Below are 23842 nucleotides of genomic sequence, written 5' to 3'. Positions count from 1 at the left end.
TCCACGTTATTCCCCACAGCGCGACTCATGTGACTCACCTGCCCCAACTTGCCTTCCTGGCGACGTCTGTTGGCCGTCCGTGGAGGTTCCCTGCTCCTGGTTCTGGCGGACCGCCGCGCGCCGTGTGAGGAATCCGATGGCCGCTGCCGTGGCGGCGAGGGCGGCCACGCTGGTCAGGGCGGTGGGCAGGGAGAACCAGTCCGCCATGAAGCCGATGGCGGGCGGGCCCAGGAGCATGCCGCCGTAGCCGAGGGTCGACGCGATGGCGACTCCGTCGGGACCGGCCAGCGTGCCGGCGCGTTCGACGGCGACGGGGAAGAGGTTGGCGAGGCCGAGCCCGGTGATCACGAAGCCGAGGAGCGCTGCCCAGAGGGAGGGGGCGAGCGCGCCGAGCAGCATCCCGGCGGCGGCGGTGGCGCCGCCCGAGACGAGAGTGCGGGTCTGTCCCAGGCGCTCCAGCAGCCATGCGCCGGTGAGTCGGCCGACGGTCATGGCGAGCGCGAAGCAGGAGTAGCCGACCGCCGCCGCGCCCGGTGTGGCGTGGAGGTCTTCTTCCAGGTGCAGGGCGCTCCAGTCGGCCAGGGCTCCCTCGCCGTAGGCCGTGCACAGGGCGATCAGGCCGAAGGTGATGACGAGCCGACGGGTCCGGGCGTCCAGGCGGCGCGGGGCGGACTCGTCCCTCGGTGAGCTCTCGGGAGGCTCCGGCGACGGCACGCGCAGCAGGACACGGCCCGCCAGCGCGGTGACGACCAGGCCGATCACGGTGAGGCCGAGCAGATGCCGCGTCGGGGACAGCGCCCCGGCGACGAGGCCGCCGACGCCGGCGCCGATCATGCCACCGAGGCTGAACGCGGCGTGGAAGCTGGGCATGATGGGCCGCCGCAAGGCTCTGCCCAGGTCGACTGCCGCGCTGTTGAACGCGACGTTGATCCCCCCGTAGGCCGCGCCGAAGACCAGCAGGACGGCGCCGAGGGCCGGGGCGGAGTGGGTGAGCGGGGGCAGGGCGACGCTGAGGCAGAGCAGGATGCCGCAGATGACGGTGACGCGGTGGCTGCCGTAGCGGCGACAGAGGCGGCCGGTGAGCACCATCGTGACGACGGCTCCGGCGGAGACGCCGAGGAGGGCGAGGCCCAGGGCGGTGGCGGAGGCGCCGGTCTGCTGCTTGATGGCGGGGATACGGACGACCCAGCCGGCGAAGACGAAGCCGTCGAGGGCGAAGAAGGTGGTCAGGGCGATACGGAGGAGGGTGAGGTCGTTCGGGGGGCCCGGCACGGCGCTGTGCGATCGGGTTTTGTTTATTGGCGGCACAAAATCAGGCTAGGTGGGCGCGGGGGAGTCGACAAGGGGGTTGGCGACGGCGCGGGGGGTGGTGGAGGGCAGCGGGGGTGTGGTGGGGCTGCGCGGGGCGTGATGGGGGGCGGCGCGGGGCGTGGTGGGGGCGGGGCGGGCCATGGTGGAGGCGGGGCGCTGCCTTCGGCCGACTGTCCGGGTGACGCCCGAAGTGCGACGCTGGGGACGAGACGTATCCGCCGAGGGAACTCGGGAGGGCGCAGATGGGACGTGACGTGCCGGCCCTGGTGTTCACGCGGGAGGATCGCCGTCGGTACCGGGAGAAGATGCACAGCTGCCTCGATGTGCTGGCGCAGATGCTGCGCGAGTCGACCTTCGAGAGCGAGCGCCCCCGGGTCGGCCTGGAGATCGAGCTCAACCTGGTGGACGACCACGGGCTGCCGGCGATGCGCAACACCGAGGTACTCCAGGCGATCGCCGACCCCGCCTGGTCGAGCGAGCTGGGCCGCTTCAACCTGGAGATCAACATCCCGCCCCGGGAACTGACGACCGGTGGCCCCGGCGCCTGGGAACAGGCGATCCGTGACGCCCTCAACCACGCCGAGGACCGTGCCGCCGCCGTGGGCGCCCACCTGATCATGATCGGCATTCTGCCGACTCTGGGGGAGGCCGACGTCGGCGAGCGGGCCCTGTCCGGCGACCCGCGGTACAAACTGCTCAACGAGCAGATCTTCGCCGCCCGCGGCGAGGACCTGCACATCACGGTGGACGGCGTCGAGCGCCTGTCGACGTACGCCGACACCATCACCCCCGAGGCCGCCTGCACCAGCACCCAGTTCCACCTCCAGGTCGCACCGAAGGACTTCGCCGACTACTGGAACGCGGCCCAGGCCGTCGCGGGCGTGCAGATCGCCCTCGCGGCGAACTCGCCCTTCCTCTTCGGCAAGGAGCTGTGGCGCGAGACCCGCATCCCCCTGTTCGAGCAGGCCACCGACACCCGCCCGCAGGAGATCAAGGCCCAGGGCGTACGACCTCGGGTGTGGTTCGGAGAGCGCTGGATCACCAGCGTCTTCGACCTGTTCGAGGAGAACGTGCGCTACTTCCCGGCCCTGCTGCCCCTGTGCGACGACGAGGACCCGCAGGAGGCGCTCGACGACGGCGGCGCTCCGCAACTGGGCGAACTGACCCTGCACAACGGCACGATCTACCGCTGGAACCGTCCCGTCTACGCCGTCACCGACAGCGGCCCGCATCTGCGGATCGAGAACCGGGTCCTGCCCGCCGGCCCCACCGTGGCCGACATCATCGCCAACGGCGCCTTCTACTACGGCCTCACCCGCGCCCTGGTCGACGAGGACCGGCCGATCTGGACGCGGATGTCGTTCTCGGTCGCCGAGGAGAACCTCCACACCGCGGCCCGCGACGGCATCGACGCCCGCCTCTACTGGCCCGGCATGGGCGAAGTCCCGGTCGCGGAACTGGTGTTGCGGCGCCTGCTGCCCCTCGCCCATCAGGGCCTGGAGCTGGCCGGCCTGGACGCGGCGTGGCGCGAACCCCTGCTGGGCATCGTCGAGCAGCGCTGCCTCTCCGCCCGCAATGGGGCCCTGTGGCAGGCGGAGACGGTGCACCATCTGGAGAAGTCCGGCGTCTCCGACCGGGGTGAGGCGCTGCGGCGCATGACCACCACGTACATGGACTTCATGCATCTGAACGCGGCCGCGCACACCTGGCCCGTGGACTGACCGCGCTCACGGCGACGGGGGGCTGTGGGCGTCGCGCCCCCTCCAGTCCTCCGCGGTCGTCAGCGGAACGAGGACGGGCGGATCGGCCGACGTCGACAGCTCGATACGCCGTCCCTCGGCCGACGAGCGCAGGAGCGCGCTCATCGTCTCCAGCACGTGCAGGGCGAGTCGGCCGTTCGCGCGGGGCGCCCGCTGCTCGTCGGCGGCGACGAAGTCGAGCAGTCCGACGCCCCGGGTGCCGTCGACGTAGCCGGCCGAGGGCGGGAGCGTACGCCACTGGGTGGCGCCGAGTTCGAAGAGCCGCACCTCACCGTCGAAGCGGTTCGGGTCCGGGACCGTGAGGGTGCCCGTCTCGCCGTGGACCTCGATCGGCGCGGCGGTCGTCGCCACGCCGTCGAAGCTCGTCGTGATCGTCGTCAGGGCCCCGCCCACGTGCTCCAGCACTCCGGAGACATGACTGTCCACCTCGACCGGGATCCGCTCGCCCGCGCGCGGGCCGGACCCGATGACACGCTCGCCGCGCAGCCGGCCGGATGCCCCCGCCACGGCCCGCACCGGACCGAGCAGATGGATCAGGGAGGCGAGGTAGTACGGCCCCATGTCCAGCAGCGGGCCACCCCCGGCGGTGTAGTAGAAGTCGGGGTGGGGATGCCAGCGTTCATGCCCCGGCGTGATCATCACGGCCGTGGCGAACTGGGGGCGTCCGACGGCCCCCGCCTCCACGGCCGCCCGTGCCGTCTGGATGCCGGTGCCCAGGACGGTGTCCGGCGCACACCCCACACCGACCCCCGCCTGCGCGGCGGCCTCGATCACGGCGCGCGCGTCGGCGAGTTCGGCGGTCAGAGGTTTCTCTCCGTACACGTGCTTCCCGTGGCCGATGGCGCCGAGGGCGATCTCGGCATGGGCGGCGGGGACGGTGAGGTTGAGCACCGTGTCCACGTCCGGGCTGCTCAGCAACTCCTCGACGGTCAGCGCCTCGACACCGGGCACCTCGGCGGCGACCGCGGCCGACCGGGAGGCGTCGAGGTCGGCGACCGCGGTGACGCGCACGCGGGGATGGCCGACGAGAGTGTCCAGATACGCGCGGGAGATGACCCCGAGACCTACGACACCGACGTGGTGCGCGTCGCCCACAGCATGCCCCTCTCGATGACGGTGCGGACGTTCGGGTTCTCCAGGACGTCCAGGCTGTGCCCCGGTGTCGTCACCACGACCCGCCCGGCGCCCCACTGCCGGGTCCAGATCGCCGGCGAGGTGACGGGACGGTGCCAGGGCTGCCACGATCGGGCGGGGTGGGTGGTGGTGGCCAGGACGTCGATCAGGTCGTCGTGGAGCACCCAGTACTGCTCGGTGTCCAGCTCGAAGTCCTCGACGCCCGCCGTGACGGGGTGCTCGCGGCCCAGCTCCGTGATGTTGACGACGTGGGGCAGGTAGTTGTCCTCCTGACCTCCCCGGCGTTCACACGGCTCCTTGCCCGGATGGGTCGCGAACTGCCCGCCCACCAGATGGAGATAGTCGGAGGAGGCGCGGAACGAGTCGGCGATGCCGCCGTGCCAGCCCGTGAAGCCGGTGCCGGCCACGACCGCCGCGCTCAGCCCGGCCAACTGCTCGGCGCTGATCTGCGACATCGTGACGCACTGGACGACGAGATCCGTGTCGGCCATCTCGGCGGCGTCGGCGTAGACGTCGGTGGACTCCTCGATCCGGACGGCGTATCCGTTGGCTCGAAGGAAGGGCAGGAACAGCTCCGTGGCCTGGACCGGCTGATGCCCCTCCCATCCGCCTCGGACCACCAGGGCCTTCTTCCGCGTCATCTCGTCCCTTCGGGGGTCGCAGAACAGCGCCCTCACTATGCGCCAGGCGCCTGCCCGCAGGAAAGAGTCGCCGGATTCCACGAAATTTTCGCTCCGGGAGCGTCGGGAGCGTCGGGAGCGTCGGGGGGCCGGGGCCGGGGCGGCTGGGCGCGGCCGGTGAGGCGGGACGTGGCCGGTGACGCGGTGCGGGGCGGTGACGCGGGGCGTGGCCGATGTGGCCTCAGATCCACCCCTGCTCCCAGGCGCGGTGCGCTGCCGCGTGGCGGGTCGGTGTGCCCAGCTTGGACATGGCCGCGGAGAGGTAGTTGCGGACCGTGCCGGCAGCCAGGTGGACCTCGGTGGCGATCTCGGCGATCGACGCGCCGGTGCGGGCGGCGCGCAGGACCTCCAGTTCGCGGTCGGTGAGGGGACAGTCGTCCTCGGTCAGAGCGGAGGCGGCGATGTCCGGGTCCACATAGCGGCGGCCGGCGGCGATGTCGCGGATGATCTCGGCCAGCCGGGCCGCCGGGGTCGTCTTGGGGACGAAGCCGCGTACACCGGCGGCCAGAGCCCGGCGCAGTACGGCGGGACGGGCGTGCCGGGTCACCAGGACGATCTGCGTGGGCAGTTCGGCCCGGATCTCCTCGGCGGCGCGGAGCCCGTCGGTGGGCGGCATCTCCAGGTCGAGGACGGCGATGTCGGGACGCCGCTCACGGGCCAGCCGTACCGCATCGGTGGAGGTGGCCGCCTCGGCGACCACGGTGAGGTCCTGCTCCAGCGCGAGCAGGGCGGCCAGGGCGCTTCTGAGCAGGTCCTCGTCGTCGGCGATCAGCAGGCGGATCATGGGGCGGCTCCGTCCGCGGAGTTCGGCGAGTCCGGTGAGTTCGGTGAGCCCAGTGGGTGCTGGGGGTGCGGTGGATTGGGGAAGTTCGGTGAGTCCGGTGGATTGGGGGAGTCCGGTGGCCGCGAGGACCGCGTCGGCAGGGCGGCCGTCACCCCGAAGCGGTCCCCGTCCTGGTTCCAGGTCAGCTCCCCGCCGGCCGCCTCCAGCCGCTCGGCGAGGCCGCGCAGCCCCGTGCCCTCCAGGGCGGCCGGATGTGCCTCGGCGCCGTCGTTGCTCACGCTCAGCCGGGCGAGGCCGTCCGTGACCCGGTACTCGACCTCGGCGTGTCCGGCCCGGCTGTGCCGGAGCACGTTGGTGGTGGCCTCCCGCATCACCAGCCCGAGGAGGTGACGGGCGGAGTCCGTGAGGTCGGTGGCCACGGCCTCGGGGGCGAGCGTCATCCTCGCGTCGATGTCGGCAGCGGCCAGCACCCGGGTCGCGTTGGCGATCTCGTCGTCCAGGGTCGTACGACGGTAGCCCTGCACCACGGCCCGCGTGTCGCTGAGCGCGTCCGCCGCCAGCCGCCGTACCTCCTTCATCTCCGTGGCCGCGCGGGCCGGGTCCCGCTCGACGAGCCGTTCCGCCAACTCGCTCTTCAGGGCGATCACTTGGAGATGGTGCCCCTGGATGTCGTGCAGATCGGCGGCGAACCGCAGCCGCTCCTCCCTGACCGCCAGCTCCGCCTCCAGCCGCCGTGCCTCGTCCAGCCGTCGTGCCGTGTCCCAGGCCCACAGGGGGCCGAGCGTCACCCATGCCGTGAAGGCGACGAGGCCCGTGGGGAACAGGGCGGCGTACGCCAACTCCCCGTCCCCCTCGACGAGGCTGACGACGCTCCCGGGCAGGAGCGCGAGGCCCAGGGCGCTCCCGATCAGCAGTCGTCGGCGGCGCGGTGGGAGGTACGTCGCGATGACCGCCACCACCATGGCGGGCGCGACGGGCCACAGCCCGTAGTCGCGCAGGGCCAGCGGGAATGCCGCGAGTACGACTCCCGCCCCCACCGCGGCGATCAGCCGGCCCACGGGCGGCCTGCCGGGGTGTGCGTCGGTCACCGGCAGAAGTGCCGGCCGACTGCTCAGCAGCGCCACGATCGCCCACACCTCGACCACCAGCGCGGCGGCGGCCGGGGCGCGGGCCCACAGGGGGACATCGCCGTCTAGGACCCACTCGCCGACGAAGACGGCCAGGACACACGCGGTCATGCCCGGCACGGTCCACCACGTGTAGCGGCGCAGGCCCGCCAGCCCCGCCGTGTCGCGATCGATCGCCCCGTCCCCCACCCCGTCATTGTGGCCCACGCCGCATGACAAATGTCATCCGAGGACGTGACAACGGCACGTGGGCGCAGGGGGGTTCGGCACTACTGGCGGGCTGCGCCACGCCGCAGGGTGGAGGTCTCGACGGACACCCCGCCCCGGTACCGGAAGCCCGGCCCAGCCCGTTCAGCCCCGCCCCCAGTACCGGCTCACCCGACCCGGAGGTTCCCATGTCCACCCCCGCATCCCACACGACGACGCACCGCCCGCACCCTGCCGCGATCCTCAAGCGGCGCTGGCCCACCGCGCTGGCGGTCGCCGTCGTCGCGCTCAACGTGGCCGCATCCGGCTCGCAGGACGTGGCCGACGCCGTCGGGGGCTTCGGGGAGACGCTGCCGTTGCTGCCCCTGATCTATCTGGTCGTCAACCAGATCGGACAGTCCCGCTTCACCTGGCCGGTGCTCGGCGCCGGGCTGGTGGCCGTGTTCGCCCTCCCGTTGCAGGAGGCGGTCGCCCCGGCGACGGTCATGGTCGCCCTGGCGCTGGTCCTGCTGGCCTGGGGCGCCCTCCGCGGCACTCCGCACGGGCGGGCCGGCCTCGGGGTCCAGGCCGGAGGCGCGCTCGTCTTCTGCGGACTCGCGCTGGCCGGGCTGGCGGTGGAACCGGACCTGGGCCGCCATCTGGTGGCGGCCGGCTGGTTCTTCCACGGGGTGTGGGACTTCGTGCACCTACGGCTCGACAAGGTCGTCTCCCGTACGTTCGCCGAGTGGTGCGGCGTCATCGACGTACTGGTGGCCGTCCAACTGCTCTTTCTGGTCTAGAAACCCCGGGGCGGGGCCCGTATCCGGGTTCCGCCCCGTACGTTGCCACCAGTGGTCTCTCCTGTCCGGCTCATCAACTCCGCGCCCTGGGAGCTCTCTTGGACTTCGAAGACACCTCTGACGCCCTCCGTTCCGGCCCGCTCTCCCGTCGCGGATTCCTCCGGGCCACCGCCACCGTCGCCGCGACAGCGGCAGCCACGGCCACGGTGCCGGACGCCGTCGGTACGCCGGCCGAGGCCGCGACGTCCACCGCGACCGACCTCTCCTTCACCGCCGTCACGGGCGGTTCCGCGACCCTCGCACCGTCCGGTGACCGGCTGGTCGCCGAGGTCCAGAACATGCTCTGGTCCATCCCGGCGGAGGGCGGAACCGCGGTCCCGATCACCACGCCCGGCCTCGAACCCACCCGCCCGCAGTTCTCGCCCGACGGCAGCCGAGTCGTCGTCTGCGCCTACCGCGGGGGAGGCTTCCATCTCTGGACGCTGCGGCCCGACGGCACCGGGCTGCGGCAGCTCACCGACGGACCATGGGACGACCGAGGTCCGGCCTGGTCGCCGGACGGCACCCGGATCGCGTTCGCCTCCGAGCGCGGCGGGGACACCGTTACCGGCGCGCCGTACCGCATCTGGGTCGTGGACGTGCGCAGCGGCGCGCTGACCCGCCTGACCGGCAGCCCCGACCAGCAGGGCCCCGGGCAGGACAGCCGCTGGGAGGACTTCGACCCGGCATGGTCGCCCGACGGTGAACGGGTCCTGTTCGTGCGCGCCGGCGTCACCTCGACGGGCGCCCTGCGGGCGAGCGCGATCGTGTCCGTGGCCGCCGACGGGTCGGGCCCCGTCACCATCGAGCACACCGACGATTCCGGCGCCCAGCTCATGACCCCGGCCGTCTCGCCCACGGGGCGCCTGGCCCACCTGCGGACCACCGCCGCACCCGCCGCCTCCTGCACGCTCGTCGTGGACGGCAGGCCGGTCCCGGTGGCGGGTGACGTCCTCCCCGCGCCGCCCCGCTGGACGGCCGCCGAGCGACTGCTCCTCACGGTCGACGGGAACTTCCGCCTCGTCGACCCGGACGCGCCGGCCGACGGCGAGGAGATCCCCTTCACGGCCACGCTGCCCGTGGACCGGCCCCGCTACCGCGGCAAGGAGTACGACTTCGAGGGTGCGGGCGCCCGCCCCGTACGCGCGCTGCACCTGCCCGCCCTGTCGCCGGACGGCCGTAGCGTCGCCTTCGCCGCGCTCAACGCGCTGTGGACCGCCGGGACGACGGGCGGCCGAGCGCCCCGCAGGGTGCTTCAAGTCCCCGCCACCCGCTATGTGTCGGCGCCGGTCTGGACGCCCGACGGCACGGCGCTGGTGTACGCCGACGACCGTGCAGGACTGTTCGCCGTACGGCGCCGCGACCTCGGCTCCGGCGAGGAGACCGTGCTCGCGGCGGGCGGCCGGGTCTTCCCCGCGCTCTCGCCCGACGGGACACGGTTGGCCTGTCTGGACATGTCCGGCAACCTCGTGGTGCGCGACCTGCCCGACGGCACCGAACGCGTCCTGGCCACCCCGCTCGGAGCGGGCGGGCTGCCCGGCCGGCCCAGCTGGTCGCCCGACGGCCGCTATGTGGCGCTGTGCGACCGGAACCGCCTCAACCAGCGGTTCCGTGAGGGCTACAACCTCATCCGCGTCGTCGACACGAGCACCGGGACCACCGCCCTGCACGCCCTCGCCCCGCACACCTCGCTCTCCGACCGCTACGACTCCGGCCCCGTCTGGTCGCCGGACGGCCGCTGGATGGCCGTGATCGCCGAGTCCGCGCTGTGGCTGCTGCCGGTCCGGGCCGACGGCACCCCGGACGGCGAGCCACGCCGGCTCACCACCGAACCCGCCGACCACCCGTCCTGGTCCGCCGACGCCCGCACCCTGCTCTACCTCTCCGCGGGCACCCTGCGCCTCATCGACGTCCGCAGCGGCAGGACCCGTACCGTCCGCGTCCGGCTGGACTACCGCAGGCCGCGCCCGGCGGACACGGTCGTGCGCGCGGGCCGCTTCTGGGACGGAACCGGGTCGGACGTCCGCGAGGACATCGACGTCGTGATCCGTGCGGGCCGGGTCGCGGAGGTGGCCCCCCACCGCACCGGCCGCCCGGCCGCCCGTCGCGTCGACGCGAGCGACCGCACCGTGATCCCGGGCCTGTGGGACGCGCACACCCACCCCTGGCAGACCACATACGGAGGCCGCCAGACCGCGCTCCAACTCGCCTACGGCATCACGACGGCCGTCTCGCTGGGCGGCTTCGCCTACGAACAGGCCCGCATCCGGGAGGCGGTCGCCGCCGGTGCCCTCGCCGGACCCCGGCTGCTGACCACCGGCGAGCTGCTCGACGGGGCGCGGGTCGCCTACAGCATGGGCCGCGCCCACCGCACCCGCGAGGGTCTGCACCGCTCGCTGGCGCGCGGGGCCGCGCTGGACTGGGACTTCGTGAAGACGTACGTACGCGCCCCGGGGTGGGTCATGAAGGAGTCCGCGGCCTTCGGGCACGAGCGGCTCGGGGTGCGCAGCGGCAGCCATCTGTGCAGTCCCGGGGTGCAGTTGGGGCAGGACCTGACGACCCATCTGCAGGCGACGCAGCGGCTGGAGTTCGGGCACGCGACATCGGCGTCGGGGCGGGCGTACCAGGACGTGGAGGAGATCTACACCGCCGCCGGCTTCCACCTCGTCGCCACGCCGTTCACCGCGCTGGCCCTGCTGGGCGCCGACCCCGCGCTCGCGGACGACCCGCGCGTCACCGCGCTCATGCCGCCGTGGGACACCGCGCTCGTCCGTGAGGGGGCCGGGCAGCCGCCCTCCGACGCCCAACTCGCCACGCTGGCCAGGGAGATGAGCGTCTACCGGCGTATCCTCGCGGGTGGCGGACTGGTCGCGCTCGGCACGGACCAACCGCTCGTCCCGGTCGGCCTGCATCTGCACCTTGCCCTGCGTGCCCTGCACCGCGCCGGCCTGTCACCGGCCGAGGCGCTGCGCACCGCGACGCTGCTGCCCGCGCGGGTCTTCGGTGCCGACGCCGATCTGGGCACGGTGGAGGAGGGCAAGCTCGCCGACCTCACGGTCGTGGACGGCGACCCGTTCACCGACTTCGCCGAACTGGTCCGTACGGTGGCCGTACTTCGCGGGGGCGTGCTCTTCGAGCAGTCGGACCTGGTCGACGCCTTCGGCACCTCGGACACCCCGGATGCTTCGGACACCTCGGGTGCCTCCCGCACTTACACCTCCTTCACCTCCTCCGCCTCCTCCGCCTCCTCCGACGCCGCGACAGAGCGCCGGGCGGCCGAGGAATGGCTGGAGGTGAGCCGCCGTATGCGCCGTGAGGGGTGTTGTGAAGTCTGAGAGGTCATGGTTCACACACACTTCCTGGGACATCTGCGCAGGAGCATCACTTGGGCTGCACACAGCCCGTCCAAAGCCTCGTTAGCGTTGCGAGCCGTTCGATACCCCGTGCGACCCCAGGAAGAACGCAGATGGACTATTGCTCCTCGTGCCGACGGCATCTCAACGGGGCCCTCGTGTGCCCCGGGTGCGGCGCCTACGCCCCGGACATCGCTCCCTCCGCGGTCGGGGGCCCGACGATGTCGGCCGCGCCGAGCGCGGTGGCGACCGGAACGGCCGCATGGGAACCCCCCGCCGCCGACACCTGGTACGACGGCTATTTCCGGGACGAGACGGTGCCGTCCGCCGACCTGGACGAGACGGCGCCCGACGCCCCGCCCGCCGACGTGGAAGGCGTCCCCGTCGCCCCGGAGGGCCGCGCCGCACGGCGTCGCCAGCGGGCCCGCTGGAAGAAGAACCAGCGCCGGGCCGTGGTCGCGACCGCTGTCGCCCTGGTCGGAGGCGGTCTGACCGTCTCGGCGATGAACCGGGGGGCCACCGACAAGACCCAGGCGGCCACCGCGCCGGTAAACCCGAACACGGCGGCCGCGGAGCAGCAGGCGACGGAACTCACCCGCCCGGTTTCCACTCCGCCGGACACCCGCGAAGCCCCGCGCACCGACACCTCCTCTTCTCGTGTGTCCCCGACCGACGCCGCGCGGGAGCCCGTCACCACGCAGCACACCACCCGGCAGTTCACCCGACCGGACGTCGCCTCCACACCGAGCGCCACGGCGACCACGGACCCGCAGTCGCAGGCGGTCACGTCCGCCGCCGGCGGAGCGAACTCCGGCGGCAGCGGCGGCAGCGGCGGCAGCGGTGACAGCGGCAGTGGTGGCACGGCGGCCGAGCAGGAGCAGACGCCGGCTCCGACGGCGACCGACAGCTCCGGCTCCGACTCCGGCTCGGACTCCGGCACCTCCACCTCGCCGTCGAGCCCGGCACCGGAAGCGACCTCGCCGGCGCAGCTCTGCGTGCTCAACCTCGTGTGCCTCGGCTGACCACGCCGGGAGACCGCCGACCACGTCGGCAGACCGCCACCTGACCACGGGAGCGCCCGCCACCTGAGATCGCCGTCACCCTCCCGCATCGCCACACAACCCGGTGGATGCGGTCATGCTGGAAGAAGCCGGACGCCGTCCCCTGGCGCCCGGCACCAGCAGAGCAGGACGTCGTACTCAGGAAGGAACTCCCCATGGTCGAGCAGGACGAGCGCTTCGATGTCGTGGTCCTCGGCGCGGGCCCCGGCGGCTACGTGGCGGCGATCCGCGCCGCCCAGCTGGGCAAGCGGGTGGCGGTCGTGGAGGAGAAGTACTGGGGCGGCGTCTGTCTGAACGTGGGCTGTATCCCCAGTAAGGCGCTGCTGCGCAACGCCGAACTGGCGCACATCTTCACGCGCGAGGCGAAGACCTTCGGCATCAAGGTGGACGGGACGGTCTCCTTCGACTTCGGTGAGGCGTTCCGCCGCAGCCGCAAGGTGGCGGACGGCCGGGTCAAGGGCGTCCACTACCTGATGAAGAAGAACAAGATCACCGAGATCGACGGCCGGGGCACCTTCCTCGACCCGCACACCCTCCAGGTGGCGGGCTACGACGGCGAGACCCGCACCATCGGCTTCGAGCAGTGCATCATCGCTACCGGCGCCACGCCCAAGCTGCTGCCCGGCACCCGGCGCAGCGCGCGCGTGGTGACGTTCGAGGAGCAGATCCTGGCCGAGGAGCTGCCGCGGTCGATCGTCATCGCGGGTGCCGGCGCGATCGGCGTCGAGTTCGCCTACGTACTCCACAACTACGGCGTCAAGGTCACGATCGTCGAGTTCCTGGACCGCATGGCCCCGCTGGAGGACGCCGAGGTCTCCGCCGAACTCGCCAAACAGTACCGCCGGTTGGGCATCGACGTGCTGACCTCCACCCGGGTCGACGCGGTCGACGAGTCCGGCGAGCAGGTGCGCGTCACGGTCACCGGCAAGGACGGCTCTCAGCAGGTCCTGGAGGCCGACAAGGTGCTCCAGGCGATCGGCTTCCAGCCGAACGTCGAGGGCTACGGCCTGGACAAGACCGGCGTGACCGTCACCGATCGCGGCGCGATCGACGTCGACGGCCGCTGCCGTACCTCGGTCCCGCACATCTTCGCCATCGGTGACGTCACGGCGAAGCTGATGCTCGCGCACGCGGCGGAGGCGATGGGCATCATCGCCGCCGAGACCATCGCGGACGCCGAGACGATGGAGCTGGACTATGTGATGATCCCGCGCGCCACCTACTGCCAGCCGCAGATCGCCAGCTTCGGCTATACCGAGGCCCAGGCCCGCGAGCTCGGCCACGACGTCAAGGTGGCGAAGTTCCCCTTCACGGCGAACGGCAAGTCGCACGGCCTCGGCGACGCGACCGGCTTCGTGAAGCTGATCAGCGACGCCAGGTACGGCGAACTCCTCGGCGGCCACCTCATCGGCCCCGACGTCACCGAACTGCTGCCCGAGCTGACCCTGGCCCAGCAGTGGGACCTGACCGTGCACGAGGTCGCCCGCAACGTCCACGCCCACCCCACCCTCGGCGAGGCGGTCAAGGAAGCGGTGCACGGCCTCGCCGGACACATGATCAACTTCTGATTCGTTCAGCCTTCGAGCCACCAGCGAGCGGCCGCCCAGGCGAACGCGTAACCGAGGCTGTTCACCGCCCAGTGCAGGGCCATGGGCGCCAACAGGCTCCCGGAGCGACGGCGCAGCTCGCACAGGACGACCCCGGCGACGGCCGTGGCGACGATCGCCACGGCCACCGTCGGGGCCACGCCCGCCGGGCCGGCCCCGAAGACCGAGGCGACCGCGGCGTTGGAGCGGTTGATGCCCCGAGCGGGCATCAGATGCCACAGCCCGAACAGCAGCGACGACACGGCCGTGGCCCACGCCGTGCCATGCCGCCGCCGGATCATGGCCCACAGCACCCCACGGAAGGCCGTCTCCTCCAGCAACACGGTCCCGAACGGCACCCGCACCAGCGCCACCCACAACAGCCGCCCCACCGACAGGTCCGCAGCCCTGGCATCCCGAAACGCCTCGCGCCCGGCGGGGACGGCGAGCAGCACCCCCAGCACCAGCAGAACGACCCCCACCAGAACGAGCCCCCAGCGCAGCCCCCTGCGCACCGCCGCCGCGTCGAGCCCCAGCTCGGCCAGGGTGAGCCTGTCCCATCGCGCGATCAGCAGCAGGACCGCCGTCGCGGTCACACAGATGACCACGTACAGGACAGGGCCCCGCGCGAGCCAGTTGTTCAGCAGATTCGCGACGGTGAGAACGGCGAGAGCACATACGATCGGCATCCGGCTTCCAGGATCCCCCGTCACGGCTCCGCCGTGCGGCCACGGCCCTCGAACCTTTTCCGCTGTCCCTCCAGCGGGGGGGGGTGGCCCGCCCGGGTACCCGGGCGGGCCACCAAAGGATGGGAAGGGCCGCTTCGACCTCCCCAGGCGTGACGGCCCTTCCCCGGCAGGCATCGTGCCGATTACCCCGAAGATCCGCGCTCATGCCAGGCTTGCCGCGGCGCATACGACTCTCGGACGGGCCGAGACAGCGCAACGAGCCCGGCTCCCCGCGCCCCAGGAGCCCACCGTCGGCTCACTCCCACGGGCGGACAGTCACATCGGCGGCGAGGTCCCGAGCCCGGCCGCCCCTGTGGCGCCGCGGCGCCCCGTTGAGCATCCTCGGTGGTACCGCGTCCCCAGGGAGGCCCCACCCATGCCGGCCAAGAACCTCACCGCCAACCGCGCGGCCCTCGGCCATCGCGTCGCGTACGCCCTGCGGCACCCCGACCGGGTGCCCCGTCATCTGGCCCGCACAGCCCGGGACATGTGGCTGCGCCGCCGTCACCCGGACCACGTCTCCTACTACCGGGCGGTGATGCGCTCCGACACCCGTGCCGACCCGGACGCGGCGGTCGGCAGTCACAACCGTGAGCGGTGGCTGGCGCTCGGGGCGATGCAGTTCGACTACCTCGTGGGCCACGGACTGCGCCCCGAGCACCGGATGCTGGAGATCGGCTGCGGCAACCTGCGCGGCGGCTGGCGGTTCATCCGGCACCTCGACCCGGGGCATTACTACGGCGTCGACATCTCGCCCGACATCCTCTTCGCCGCGCAGGACACCCTCGTGGAGATGGGGCTGCAGCGGCGGCTGCCCACCCTGACCCCGGTCCGTGACCTGAGACTGCGGTTCCTGCCCGACGCCCACTTCGACGTGGTGCACGCGCACAGCGTCTTCTCGCACTCGCCGATTCCGGTCATCGAGGAGTGCCTGGCCAACGTCGGCCGGCTGCTCGCCCCCGGCGGCTGGTTCGACTTCACGTTCGACCGCACCGAGGGGCAGGAACACCACGTGCTGCGCGAGGACTTCTACTACCGCACGGAGACTCTCGTGGCGCTGGCCGAGAAGCACGGCCTGCGGGCCCGCTTCATGGCGGACTGGGAGGAACTCCCGCACGGCCAGTCCAAGATCCGGGTCACCCACGCGGTGTGAACCGACGGGCCGTCAGGAGTTCAACCAGTTCTGGCCAGTAGGTCGCAGTAGGTCATCTGTCCCGGACTCTTGACTCGTACAGCGGTAATGGCCATCCTCGTCGCACATATTGCGAGGTCATGACAATCCGACCCCGCCATCCCGCCGACCGAGGGACATGGGCTGTGACCAGTGCCGGACGCCCGTACCGCAGACGCAAACACGTCACCGTGGTGTCGCTCCTCCTGCTCGTGCTGTCCGTCGCGCTCGACCCCACGCCGAGTTCGGCGGCCGGAACCGACTGGTGGAACCCGACCGCACGGCCCGCCCCGGACTCGCAGGTCAACGTCACCGGGGAGCCCTTCACCGGCACCAACGCCAAGGGCGAGGTGCGCGGCTTCGTGGACGCACACGACCACATCTTCTCCAACGAGGCCTTCGGCGGCCGTCTGATCTGCGGAAAGCCGTTCTCGGAACAGGGTGTCGCCGACGCCCTCAAGGACTGCCCCGAGCACTACCCCGACGGCTCGCTCGCGATCTTCGACTTCATCACCAACGGCGGTGACGGCAAGCACGACCCGAACGGCTGGCCCACCTTCAAGGACTGGCCCGCCCATGACTCGCTGACCCACCAGCAGAACTACTACGCCTGGGTGGAGCGCGCCTGGCGCGGCGGCCAGCGCGTCCTGGTCAACGACCTCGTCACCAACGGCGTGATCTGCTCCGTCTACTTCTTCAAGGACCGCAGCTGCGACGAGATGACGTCCATCCGGCTGCAGGCCAAGCTGACGTACGACATGCAGGCCTTCGTCGACAAGATGTACGGCGGCACCGGCAAGGGCTGGTTCCGGATCGTCACCGACAGCGCCCAGGCCCGCCAGGTCATCGAGCAGGGCAAGCTGGCGGTCATCCTCGGCGTCGAGACCTCCGAGCCCTTCGGCTGCAAGCAGGTCCTCGACATCGCGCAGTGCAGCAAGGCCGACATCGACAAGGGACTGGACGAGCTCCACGCGCTCGGCGTGCGCAGCATGTTCCTGTGCCACAAGTTCGACAACGCCCTGTGCGGCGTCCGCTTCGACTCGGGCTCACTCGGAACGGCCATCAACGTCGGCCAGTTCCTGTCCACCGGGACCTTCTGGAAGACCGAGAAGTGCACCGGCCCCCAGCACGACAACCCCATCGGCAACGCGATGGCCACCGAAGCCGAGGAGCATCTCCCGGCGGGCGAGGAGGTCCCCTCGTACAGCGCTGACGCCCAGTGCAACGTCCGAGGGCTCACCGGCCTCGGCGAGTACGCCGTCCGGGGCATGATGAAACGCAAGATGATGCTGGAGATCGACCACATGAGCGTCAAGGCCACCGGCCGGGTGCTCGACATCTTCGAGTCCGCGTCCTACCCCGGCGTGCTCTCCTCGCACAGCTGGATGGACCTGGACTGGACCGAACGGGTCTACGGTCTCGGCGGCTTCATCGCCCAGTACATGCACGGCTCCGAGGGCTTCATCGCGGAGGCCGAGCGCACGGAGGCCCTGCGCGACAAGTACGGCGTCGGCTACGGCTACGGCACCGACATGAACGGCGTCGGCGGCTGGCCGGGACCGCGTGGAGCGGACGCCCCCAACAAGGTGACGTACCCCTTCAAGAGCGTCGACGGCGGCTCCGTCATCGACCGGCAGACCACCGGCGAGCGCACCTGGGACCTGAACACCGACGGCGCCGCCCACTACGGCCTCGTCCCGGACTGGATCGAGGACATCCGCCGCGTCGGCGGCCAGGACGTGGTCGACGACCTCTTCCGGGGCGCCGAGTCCTACCTCGACACCTGGGCGGCCTCCGAGAACCACGCGGCCGGGGTGAACCTCGCGAGCGGCGCGGCCGCGTCCGCAGGCTCCTCGGAATGGAGCCTGTTCACCAGCTACCAGCCGAACCGCGCCGTCGACGGCGACAGCCGTACCCGCTGGGCCAGCGACTGGAGCGACGACCAGTGGTACCAGGTCGACCTCGGGTCCACACAGCTCGTCAAGCGGGTCACCCTCGACTGGGAACGCGCGTACGGCAAGTCGTACCGCATCGAGCTCTCCACCGACGGAGTGAACTGGCGGACCGCCTGGTCCACGACAGCCGGTGACGGCGGCCTGGACACGGCCCGGTTCACCGGCACACCGGCCAGGTATGTACGCGTCCACGGGCTGGAACGCGGCACCGACTGGGGCTACTCCCTCCACGAGGTCGGCGTCCACAGCAGCTGACACCCACGAGAGGGGCTCCATGGCACGGTTGCCGTCCGCCGAGCGGCGGCGACAGCTCACCGAAGCGGCGATCAGGGCGATGAGCCGGGACGGCGTCCCCAGGACGACGACCCGGTCCATCGCCGCCGAGGCGGGCGTTTCGCTGAGCGTCTTCCACTACTGCTTCGGCTCCAAGCAGGAGCTGATCGAGTCCGTCATCACCACCCTCACCGATCACTCCGTGACGATGGTGAAGGAAGCCCTACGGCCCAGAGCCACCCTCGAGGAGACCGTCCGGGCCGGCTTCCAGGCGTACTGGGACCACGTCCGCGCCCACCCCGACGAGCACATGCTCACCTATGAGCTCACGCAGTACGCGCTGCGCCAGCCCGGCTTCGAGCACCTGGCACGCCGCCAGTACGAGCTGTACGCCGAGACGTACGCCGAGCTCATCGACCAGCTGCGCCGGGCCATGGGCCTCCGGCTGCGCGTCCCCGTCCCCGTCCTGGCCCGCTACCTGGCCGCCATGACCGACGGCCTGACCCTCAACTACCTCGTCCTCGGTGACGACGCGGCCTGGACGGCCATCCTCGACACGGTCACCGCGCACGTCGCCGGGCTGGCACACGAGGCCTGACGGGAGGGGCGGTCACCCCCGTACGACGGCCCGATCGCGGGCCGGTTCCGCCGCGTCGCGCCGGAAGAGCCACCGCATGTCCGGCTCCACCACGAAGCGCAGCGCCCGCCGGACGGGCGGCGTGCACAACAGCGTCACGACCACGGCGGCGACCCCGGTGACGACGACCGCGCCGAGCGGCCGGTGGATCCATGCGGGGTCGTACCAGCCGAAGTGCTTGGAGCTCTGCGCGACGAACCCGTGCAGCAGATAGCCGTACAGCGTGCCCGTGCCCAGCACGGTGCACCACAGCCGCCGACCGGGCACCCAGGCGAGGAAACAGGCCACCAGGACCAGCGAGCAGGCGAACAGGACCGGTGTCATCACGGCCCCGTACCACGCGGGCGCGCCCAGCTCCTCGGCGCTGTCCCGGTGGTAGAACCAGCTGCCGGTCATCCGGGGCACCGCCCAATACGCCACCACGAACGCGCCCGCGAACACGGGCACGGCTGCTATCCGCACCGCGCGGCGCCGGACCAGCCGGAAGTGCTCCGGCTTCAGGGACAGCCCCAGCACGAAGTACGGCAGGAACTGCAGGGCGCGCTGCAGATCGAGGTCGTTGCCGATGGATGGCGAGAGGGTGGCCAGCATCGCCACGGCGAGTGCGAGGGGCAGCGGCAGCCGCACCCGCTGCCACAGCGGGGTGGTCAGCCGCCACAGGAACAGGGCCGCCAGGAACCACGTCAGGTACAGCGGGTCCAGCAGACTGACCGGGCGGTCCGGCTCCTGGTCGGTCCACCGGGTGAACAGGGTGTACGCCGTCTCGAAGACGACGTACGGCACGACGAGGCCGGTCACCAGCCGCCTGAGCCGCTCCGGGCGGCCGTCGAAGCCGCGGGAGAAATAGCCGGAGATCACGATGAACGCCGGCATGTGGAAGGCGTACACGAGCATGTACAGCGCGTCGACGGTCCGGCTGCCGTCCCGCAGCGGCTCCCACGCGTGGCCGACCGCCACCAGCACGATCGCCGCGTACTTGGCGTTGTCGAAGAAGGCGTCCCGCTGCTTCGAGGCCGCAGGTGACGGCATTGCGGCGGGCGCGGGAGCGGGAGCGGTGTCCACGGCTGTGGCGCTGTGCTTCGGCATCCCACGCGTCTCACCACTTGTGGACGAGGCAAACCTCTCCGGGGGGAACACGACTTTTCGCAGGCCGGGGGCCCGGCCATAGGGCCGTCGGGGTGGGGTCGTAACCCGTGTGATCGCTCCGAATGGTGCGACCGGGAGGAATGGCTGACGGTGGATCACGTCAGGCCTGGCTCCAGTGGTGATGAAGCGTCAGCCGCCCAGGCCGTGACGGAAGGACTCACTATGCGCTCTGTCCGCATGCTGCTCGCCACCGCGACGGCCACGGCCGCTCTGGCGATCGCGCCCGCAGCCTACGCCATGACGACGGGTGACTGGGACCACGAGGACTCGTCCCACAGCAAGGACAAGGAGGACTCGTCCCACAGCAAGGACCACGAGGACTCGTCCTACAGCAAGGACCACGACCAGTCCTACAGCAAGGAGCACGGCAAGGAGAGCAAGCACGACGAGCCCAAGGGCGGTGTGCACACGGGTGGCGGAGCGCTGACTCTCCTGACTGCCGAGGACGACTGGAGCGGCTCCAAGGACGAGGAGCACGGCAAGGACAGCAAGTACGACGAGGAGAGCAAGTACGACAAGGACAGCAAGTACGACGAGGACAGCAAGTACGACAAGGAGAGCAAGCACGACAAGCCCAAGGGCGGTGTGCACACGGGCGGCGGCGCGCTGACTCTCCGGACTGCCGAGGACGACTGGAGCGGCTCCAAGGACGAGGAGCACGGCAAGGACAGCAAGTACGACGAGGAGAGCAAGTACGACAAGGAGAGCAAGTACGACAAGGACAGCAAGTACGACAAGGAGAGCAAGCACGACAAGCCCAAGGGCGGTGTGCACACGGGCGGCGGCGCGCTGACTCTCCGGACTGCCGAGGACGACTGGAGCGGCTCCAAGGACGAGGAGCACGGCAAGGACAGCAAGTACGACGAGGAGAGCAAGTACGACAAGGAGAGCAAGTACGACAAGGACAGCAAGTACGACGAGGACAGCAAGTACGACAAGCCCAAGGGCGGTGTGCACACGGGCGGCGGCGCGCTGGCTCTCGTGAACAACGGTGACGACTGGGGCGGCGACAAGGACCCGAAGCACGACCCGGACAGCTACCGCAGCAAGGACGAGGGGCACGGCAAGGACTCGTGGAAGGAAGACGACGACTCGTGGAAGGGCGGCCACGACAACGACTCCTGGGGCGGAGGTGACCACGACGGGCCGCGCGGCGGTATGCACACGGGCGGCGGCGGTCTCGCCACGTCGGGAGTCACCGGCGGTGGGCTGGCCATGCTGGGCGTCGCAGGCGCCGGCTGGTACGCGCTGCGTCGCAAGAAGGCCGGATCCGTGGCCTGACCCATGCCCTCCGTCATAGCGGCTGTGGCCGCCGCACGTGCGCCTCGCGTCGCGGCGGCCGCGTTCGTCCTCCCCCCTACCGTGTTCGCTGCTGTGCCCGAGTGAGGTGGTACCCGATGGCCGCCGGCTGTCCCTCGTCCCCCGACAACGACCCGGCCCGTGCCGACACCGTTTCCGTGCCCGCACGGCGGATAAGGCGCGTAGCGGGCGGGGTCCTCTGGAGCGTCGTGGCCGCCGTGTTCCTGGTGGTCACCCTGTCCGGCGGCCAGGACGAGGCACCTGATGGCCGCGGTGCGCCGCACGCCGCCTCGGACACCGAGTCGCACGCGCCACGTGCGACCAGGTCCTCCTCGTCCGCCTCGCGGCCCGTGGGCAAGCATCTGCCGCGGTCGCGGCCGGTCCGGCTGCTCATCCCCAAGATCTCGGTGGACGCACCCTTCACCGACCTCGCCATCGGCCGGGCGGGCCAGCTCCAACCCCCGCCGGCCCACAACACCAACCTCGTCGGCTGGTACGCCAAGGGCGCGTCCCCCGGTGAGACGGGCACCTCGATCATCGCCGGACACGTCGACACGACGACGTCCGCCGCGGTCTTCGCGAGCCTGCGCGAGCTGGAGAAGGGGGACCGTTTCCAGGTGCTGCGCGCCGACGGACGCAAGGCGTCCTTCGTGGTCGACAGCACGGAGACCTTCGACAAGGACACCTTCCCCAGCGAGCGCGTGTACGGCGACACCCCCCGGGCCCAGGTCCGCCTGATCACCTGCGCGGGGGACTACGACCGGCAGGTCAAGGACTACACCGCGAACCTGGTGGTCTTCGCCCATCTCGTCTGAACCGCTTCGTCCCGCATCGCGGCACTCCGCGCTGACCTCGTGTCTTACAGTGACTGAGACCAGTTCCGGTGACTGATGTGAGGTAGTCGCGAACCATGCCGACCGAGACGTTTGAGTTCCAGGTAGAGGCCCGTCAGCTGCTCCAGCTGATGATCCACTCGGTCTACTCGAACAAGGAGGTCTTCCTGCGGGAGCTCGTCTCCAACGCCTCCGACGCGCTCGACAAGCTGCGTCTGGAGAAGCTGCGGGACGACTCCCTCGAAGCCGACGTGTCAGACCTGCACATCGAGATCGATGTCGACAAGGAGGCCCGTACCCTCACGGTGCGGGACAACGGCATCGGGATGTCGTACGACGAGGTCGGGCAGCTCATCGGCACCATCGCCAACTCGGGAACGGCCACCTTCCTGAAGGAGCTGAAGGAGGCCCAGGACGCGGCCGGTGCCGAGGGGCTCATCGGCCAGTTCGGCGTCGGTTTCTACTCCGGCTTCATGGCGGCCGACGAGATGACGCTGGTGACCCGGCGCGCCGGCGAGAGCCAGGGCACCCGCTGGACGTCGCGCGGTGAGGCCACGTACACCCTGGAGACGGTCGCCGACGCGCCGCAGGGCACATCCGTCACGCTCCACCTCAAGCCCGCCGACCCCGAGAACCAGCTGCACGACTACACCTCCGAGTGGACGATCCGGGAGATCGTGAAGCGGTACTCGGACTTCATCACCTGGCCGATCCGCATGGTCCCGGAGGCGGGCGACGGGGACAGCGCAGCCGAGCCCGAGACGCTGAACTCGATGAAGGCCCTGTGGGCGCGCTCGCGCGACGAGGTGTCCGACGACGAGTACCACGAGCTGTACAAGCACATCAGCCACGACTGGCGCGAACCGCTGGAGACGATCCGGCTCCAGGCCGAGGGCACCTTCGAATACCAGGCCCTGCTCTTCGTCCCCGCGCACGCCCCGCACGACCTGTTCACGCGGGACTTCAAGCGCGGCGTCCAGCTCTATGTGAAGCGCGTCTTCATCATGGACGACTGCGAGGCCCTGCTGCCGCCGTACCTCCGCTTCGTCAAGGGCGTCGTCGACGCGCAGGACCTCTCGCTCAACGTCTCCCGCGAGATCCTCCAGCAGGACCGGCACATCCGGATGATGCAGCGCCGGCTCACCAAGAAGGTGCTGTCCACGGTCAAGGAGTTCATGACCAAGGACGCCGACCGCTACGCCACGTTCTGGCGGGAGTTCGGCACCGTCCTGAAGGAGGGCCTGCTCACCGACACCGAGAACCGCGACGCCATCCTCGCCGTCTCGTCGTTCGCGACCACGCACGCAGACGACGAGCCGACCACGCTCGCGCAGTACCTGGAGCGAATGCGGGAGGGCCAGGACGACATCTACTACATCACCGGCGAGTCCCGGCAGAGCATCGAGAACTCCCCGCACATGGAGGCGTTCCGGGACAAGGGCATCGAGGTCCTGCTGCTCACGGACGCCGTCGACGAGGTGTGGGTCGACGCCGTGGGCGAGTACCAGGGCAAGAAGCTGCGGTCCATCGCCAAGGGTGCGATCGACCTGGACGCCGAGGGGGACGAGAAGGCCGACGAGGAGCGGGAGAAGCAGGCCGAGGAGTACGCCGGGCTGCTCGGCTGGATGGGCGAGCAGCTGGACGAGGACATCAAGGAGGTGCGTCTCTCGGCGCGGCTCACCGTGTCTCCCGCCTGTGTCGTCTCCGACGCGCACGATCTGACCCCCGCCCTGGAGAACATGTACCGGGCGATGGGCCAGGAGGTGCCGCGCACCAAGCGGATCCTGGAGCTCAACCCCGGCCACCCGTTGGTGAAGGGCCTGCACCAGGCGTACGAGGAGCGCGAGGACCGCGCCGAGCTCGCCGAGTCCGCGGAACTGCTCCACACGCTGGCGGTGCTCGCCGAGGGCGGTCAGCCGAAGGACCCGGCGCGGTTCGTGAAGCTGGTGGCGGACCGGCTGGAGCGCACCCTGTAGTCG

General features: G+C 71.1%; 19 protein-coding genes. 11 read left to right on the top strand and 8 right to left on the bottom strand.

Annotated elements, in window-relative coordinates; all coding sequences use genetic code 11:
- Window positions 1–6: 6 nt before the first annotated feature.
- Window positions 7–1272, bottom strand: coding sequence for an MFS transporter (locus ABIE67_RS06680; RefSeq protein ID WP_370254826.1), 1266 nt, complete (start codon window positions 1270–1272; stop codon window positions 7–9).
- 45 nt (window positions 1273–1317) lie between these two features.
- Window positions 1318–1452, bottom strand: coding sequence for a hypothetical protein (locus ABIE67_RS06675; RefSeq protein WP_370254821.1), 135 nt, complete (start codon window positions 1450–1452; stop codon window positions 1318–1320).
- Between the two features lie 101 nt (window positions 1453–1553).
- On the opposite strand from ABIE67_RS06675, the gene ABIE67_RS06670 reads away from it, so the two are divergent.
- Window positions 1554–3032 (top strand): glutamate--cysteine ligase, encoded by a 1479-nt coding sequence (locus ABIE67_RS06670; RefSeq protein WP_370254817.1) that lies wholly within the window; start codon window positions 1554–1556, stop codon window positions 3030–3032.
- Window positions 3033–3038: 6 nt separating this feature from the next.
- On the opposite strand, the gene ABIE67_RS06665 is transcribed toward ABIE67_RS06670, so the two are convergent.
- The 4 genes from ABIE67_RS06665 to ABIE67_RS06650 form a co-directional block, all read right to left on the bottom strand.
- Window positions 3039–4166, bottom strand: coding sequence for a Gfo/Idh/MocA family protein (locus ABIE67_RS06665; RefSeq protein WP_370254813.1), 1128 nt, complete (start codon window positions 4164–4166; stop codon window positions 3039–3041).
- A complete protein-coding gene (locus tag ABIE67_RS06660; protein ID WP_370254807.1) occupies window positions 4136–4846 on the bottom strand; it encodes a ThuA domain-containing protein in 711 nt (236 codons plus the stop codon). Before ABIE67_RS06660 ends, ABIE67_RS06665 begins: the two co-directional genes overlap by 31 nt.
- A gap of 220 nt (window positions 4847–5066) precedes the next feature.
- Window positions 5067–5669, bottom strand: coding sequence for a DNA-binding response regulator (locus tag ABIE67_RS06655; RefSeq protein WP_370254802.1), 603 nt, complete (start codon window positions 5667–5669; stop codon window positions 5067–5069).
- Complete coding sequence (locus ABIE67_RS06650) at window positions 5666–6985, bottom strand: sensor histidine kinase (protein WP_370254798.1); 1320 nt, start codon at window positions 6983–6985, stop codon at window positions 5666–5668. The genes ABIE67_RS06655 and ABIE67_RS06650 overlap by 4 nt, the downstream gene beginning before the upstream one ends.
- Window positions 6986–7191: 206 nt before the next feature.
- Between ABIE67_RS06650 and ABIE67_RS06645 the strand changes: the two genes are divergently transcribed.
- The 4 genes from ABIE67_RS06645 to lpdA all read left to right on the top strand — a co-directional run bounded on the left by ABIE67_RS06645 (window position 7192) and on the right by lpdA (window position 13803).
- Window positions 7192–7782 carry a hypothetical protein gene (locus tag ABIE67_RS06645; protein WP_370254796.1) on the top strand — a complete coding sequence of 197 codons (591 nt, stop codon included), beginning with the start codon at window positions 7192–7194 and terminating at the stop codon, window positions 7780–7782.
- A gap of 98 nt (window positions 7783–7880) precedes the next feature.
- Window positions 7881–11156 (top strand): amidohydrolase family protein, encoded by a 3276-nt coding sequence (locus tag ABIE67_RS06640; RefSeq protein ID WP_370254794.1) that lies wholly within the window; start codon window positions 7881–7883, stop codon window positions 11154–11156.
- 131 nt (window positions 11157–11287) lie between these two features.
- On the top strand, window positions 11288–12196 hold the full coding sequence (locus tag ABIE67_RS06635) for a hypothetical protein (protein ID WP_370254793.1): 909 nt from the start codon (window positions 11288–11290) through the stop codon (window positions 12194–12196).
- 194 nt (window positions 12197–12390) lie between these two features.
- A complete protein-coding gene (gene lpdA, locus ABIE67_RS06630; RefSeq protein ID WP_370268283.1) occupies window positions 12391–13803 on the top strand; it encodes a dihydrolipoyl dehydrogenase in 1413 nt (470 codons plus the stop codon).
- A 5-nt stretch (window positions 13804–13808) separates the two neighbouring features.
- Here the strand turns inward: lpdA and ABIE67_RS06625 are convergent, their stop codons facing one another.
- Window positions 13809–14510, bottom strand: coding sequence for a lysostaphin resistance A-like protein (locus ABIE67_RS06625; protein ID WP_370254791.1), 702 nt, complete (start codon window positions 14508–14510; stop codon window positions 13809–13811).
- 415 nt (window positions 14511–14925) lie between these two features.
- Between ABIE67_RS06625 and ABIE67_RS06620 the strand changes: the two genes are divergently transcribed.
- From ABIE67_RS06620 to ABIE67_RS06610, 3 genes are all read left to right on the top strand, one after another.
- The gene (locus ABIE67_RS06620) at window positions 14926–15702 is read left to right on the top strand and encodes a class I SAM-dependent methyltransferase (RefSeq protein WP_370254789.1); all 777 of its coding nucleotides are present in this window, start codon (window positions 14926–14928) and stop codon (window positions 15700–15702) included.
- 164 nt (window positions 15703–15866) lie between these two features.
- The gene (locus tag ABIE67_RS06615) at window positions 15867–17930 is read left to right on the top strand and encodes a discoidin domain-containing protein (RefSeq protein ID WP_370254785.1); all 2064 of its coding nucleotides are present in this window, start codon (window positions 15867–15869) and stop codon (window positions 17928–17930) included.
- Window positions 17931–17949: 19 nt separating this feature from the next.
- Window positions 17950–18546 carry a TetR/AcrR family transcriptional regulator gene (locus tag ABIE67_RS06610; RefSeq protein ID WP_370254783.1) on the top strand — a complete coding sequence of 199 codons (597 nt, stop codon included), beginning with the start codon at window positions 17950–17952 and terminating at the stop codon, window positions 18544–18546.
- Window positions 18547–18558: 12 nt separating this feature from the next.
- On the opposite strand, the gene ABIE67_RS06605 is transcribed toward ABIE67_RS06610, so the two are convergent.
- Window positions 18559–19614, bottom strand: a complete 1056-nt coding sequence (locus ABIE67_RS06605; protein ID WP_370268278.1) for an acyltransferase family protein — start codon at window positions 19612–19614, stop codon at window positions 18559–18561.
- A gap of 279 nt (window positions 19615–19893) precedes the next feature.
- Here ABIE67_RS06605 and ABIE67_RS06600 point away from each other — a divergent pair, with 279 nt between their 5' ends.
- The 3 genes from ABIE67_RS06600 to htpG all read left to right on the top strand — a co-directional run bounded on the left by ABIE67_RS06600 (window position 19894) and on the right by htpG (window position 23839).
- A complete protein-coding gene (locus tag ABIE67_RS06600; protein ID WP_370254781.1) occupies window positions 19894–21012 on the top strand; it encodes a hypothetical protein in 1119 nt (372 codons plus the stop codon).
- Window positions 21013–21128: 116 nt separating this feature from the next.
- A complete protein-coding gene (locus tag ABIE67_RS06595; protein ID WP_370254779.1) occupies window positions 21129–21845 on the top strand; it encodes a class F sortase in 717 nt (238 codons plus the stop codon).
- Window positions 21846–21940: 95 nt separating this feature from the next.
- Entirely contained in the window at window positions 21941–23839 is a 1899-nt protein-coding gene (gene htpG / locus ABIE67_RS06590; protein ID WP_370254777.1) for a molecular chaperone HtpG, read from the top strand.
- Window positions 23840–23842: the final 3 nt, after the last annotated feature.

It is taken from the genome of Streptomyces sp. V4I8 (genome assembly GCF_041261225.1).
GTDB lineage: Bacteria > Actinomycetota > Actinomycetes > Streptomycetales > Streptomycetaceae > Streptomyces.
Note: the sequence above shows the minus strand (reverse complement) of the source record. Positions and strands in the feature narration are given on the sequence as shown.

Coding starts and splice junctions, on each gene's coding strand:
- ABIE67_RS06605 (WP_370268278.1), bottom strand. CDS start 19,614: ATGCCGTCACCTGCGGCCTCGAAGCAGCGGGACGCCTTCTTCGACAAC.
- ABIE67_RS06610 (WP_370254783.1), top strand. CDS start 17,950: ATGGCACGGTTGCCGTCCGCCGAGCGGCGGCGACAGCTCACCGAAGCG.
- ABIE67_RS06670 (WP_370254817.1), top strand. CDS start 1,554: ATGGGACGTGACGTGCCGGCCCTGGTGTTCACGCGGGAGGATCGCCGT.
- lpdA (WP_370268283.1), top strand. CDS start 12,391: ATGGTCGAGCAGGACGAGCGCTTCGATGTCGTGGTCCTCGGCGCGGGC.
- ABIE67_RS06655 (WP_370254802.1), bottom strand. CDS start 5,669: ATGATCCGCCTGCTGATCGCCGACGACGAGGACCTGCTCAGAAGCGCC.
- ABIE67_RS06635 (WP_370254793.1), top strand. CDS start 11,288: ATGGACTATTGCTCCTCGTGCCGACGGCATCTCAACGGGGCCCTCGTG.
- htpG (WP_370254777.1), top strand. CDS start 21,941: ATGCCGACCGAGACGTTTGAGTTCCAGGTAGAGGCCCGTCAGCTGCTC.
- ABIE67_RS06625 (WP_370254791.1), bottom strand. CDS start 14,510: ATGCCGATCGTATGTGCTCTCGCCGTTCTCACCGTCGCGAATCTGCTG.
- ABIE67_RS06675 (WP_370254821.1), bottom strand. CDS start 1,452: ATGGCCCGCCCCGCCCCCACCACGCCCCGCGCCGCCCCCCATCACGCC.
- ABIE67_RS06620 (WP_370254789.1), top strand. CDS start 14,926: ATGCCGGCCAAGAACCTCACCGCCAACCGCGCGGCCCTCGGCCATCGC.
- ABIE67_RS06595 (WP_370254779.1), top strand. CDS start 21,129: ATGGCCGCCGGCTGTCCCTCGTCCCCCGACAACGACCCGGCCCGTGCC.
- ABIE67_RS06645 (WP_370254796.1), top strand. CDS start 7,192: ATGTCCACCCCCGCATCCCACACGACGACGCACCGCCCGCACCCTGCC.
- ABIE67_RS06600 (WP_370254781.1), top strand. CDS start 19,894: ATGCGCTCTGTCCGCATGCTGCTCGCCACCGCGACGGCCACGGCCGCT.
- ABIE67_RS06660 (WP_370254807.1), bottom strand. CDS start 4,846: ATGACGCGGAAGAAGGCCCTGGTGGTCCGAGGCGGATGGGAGGGGCAT.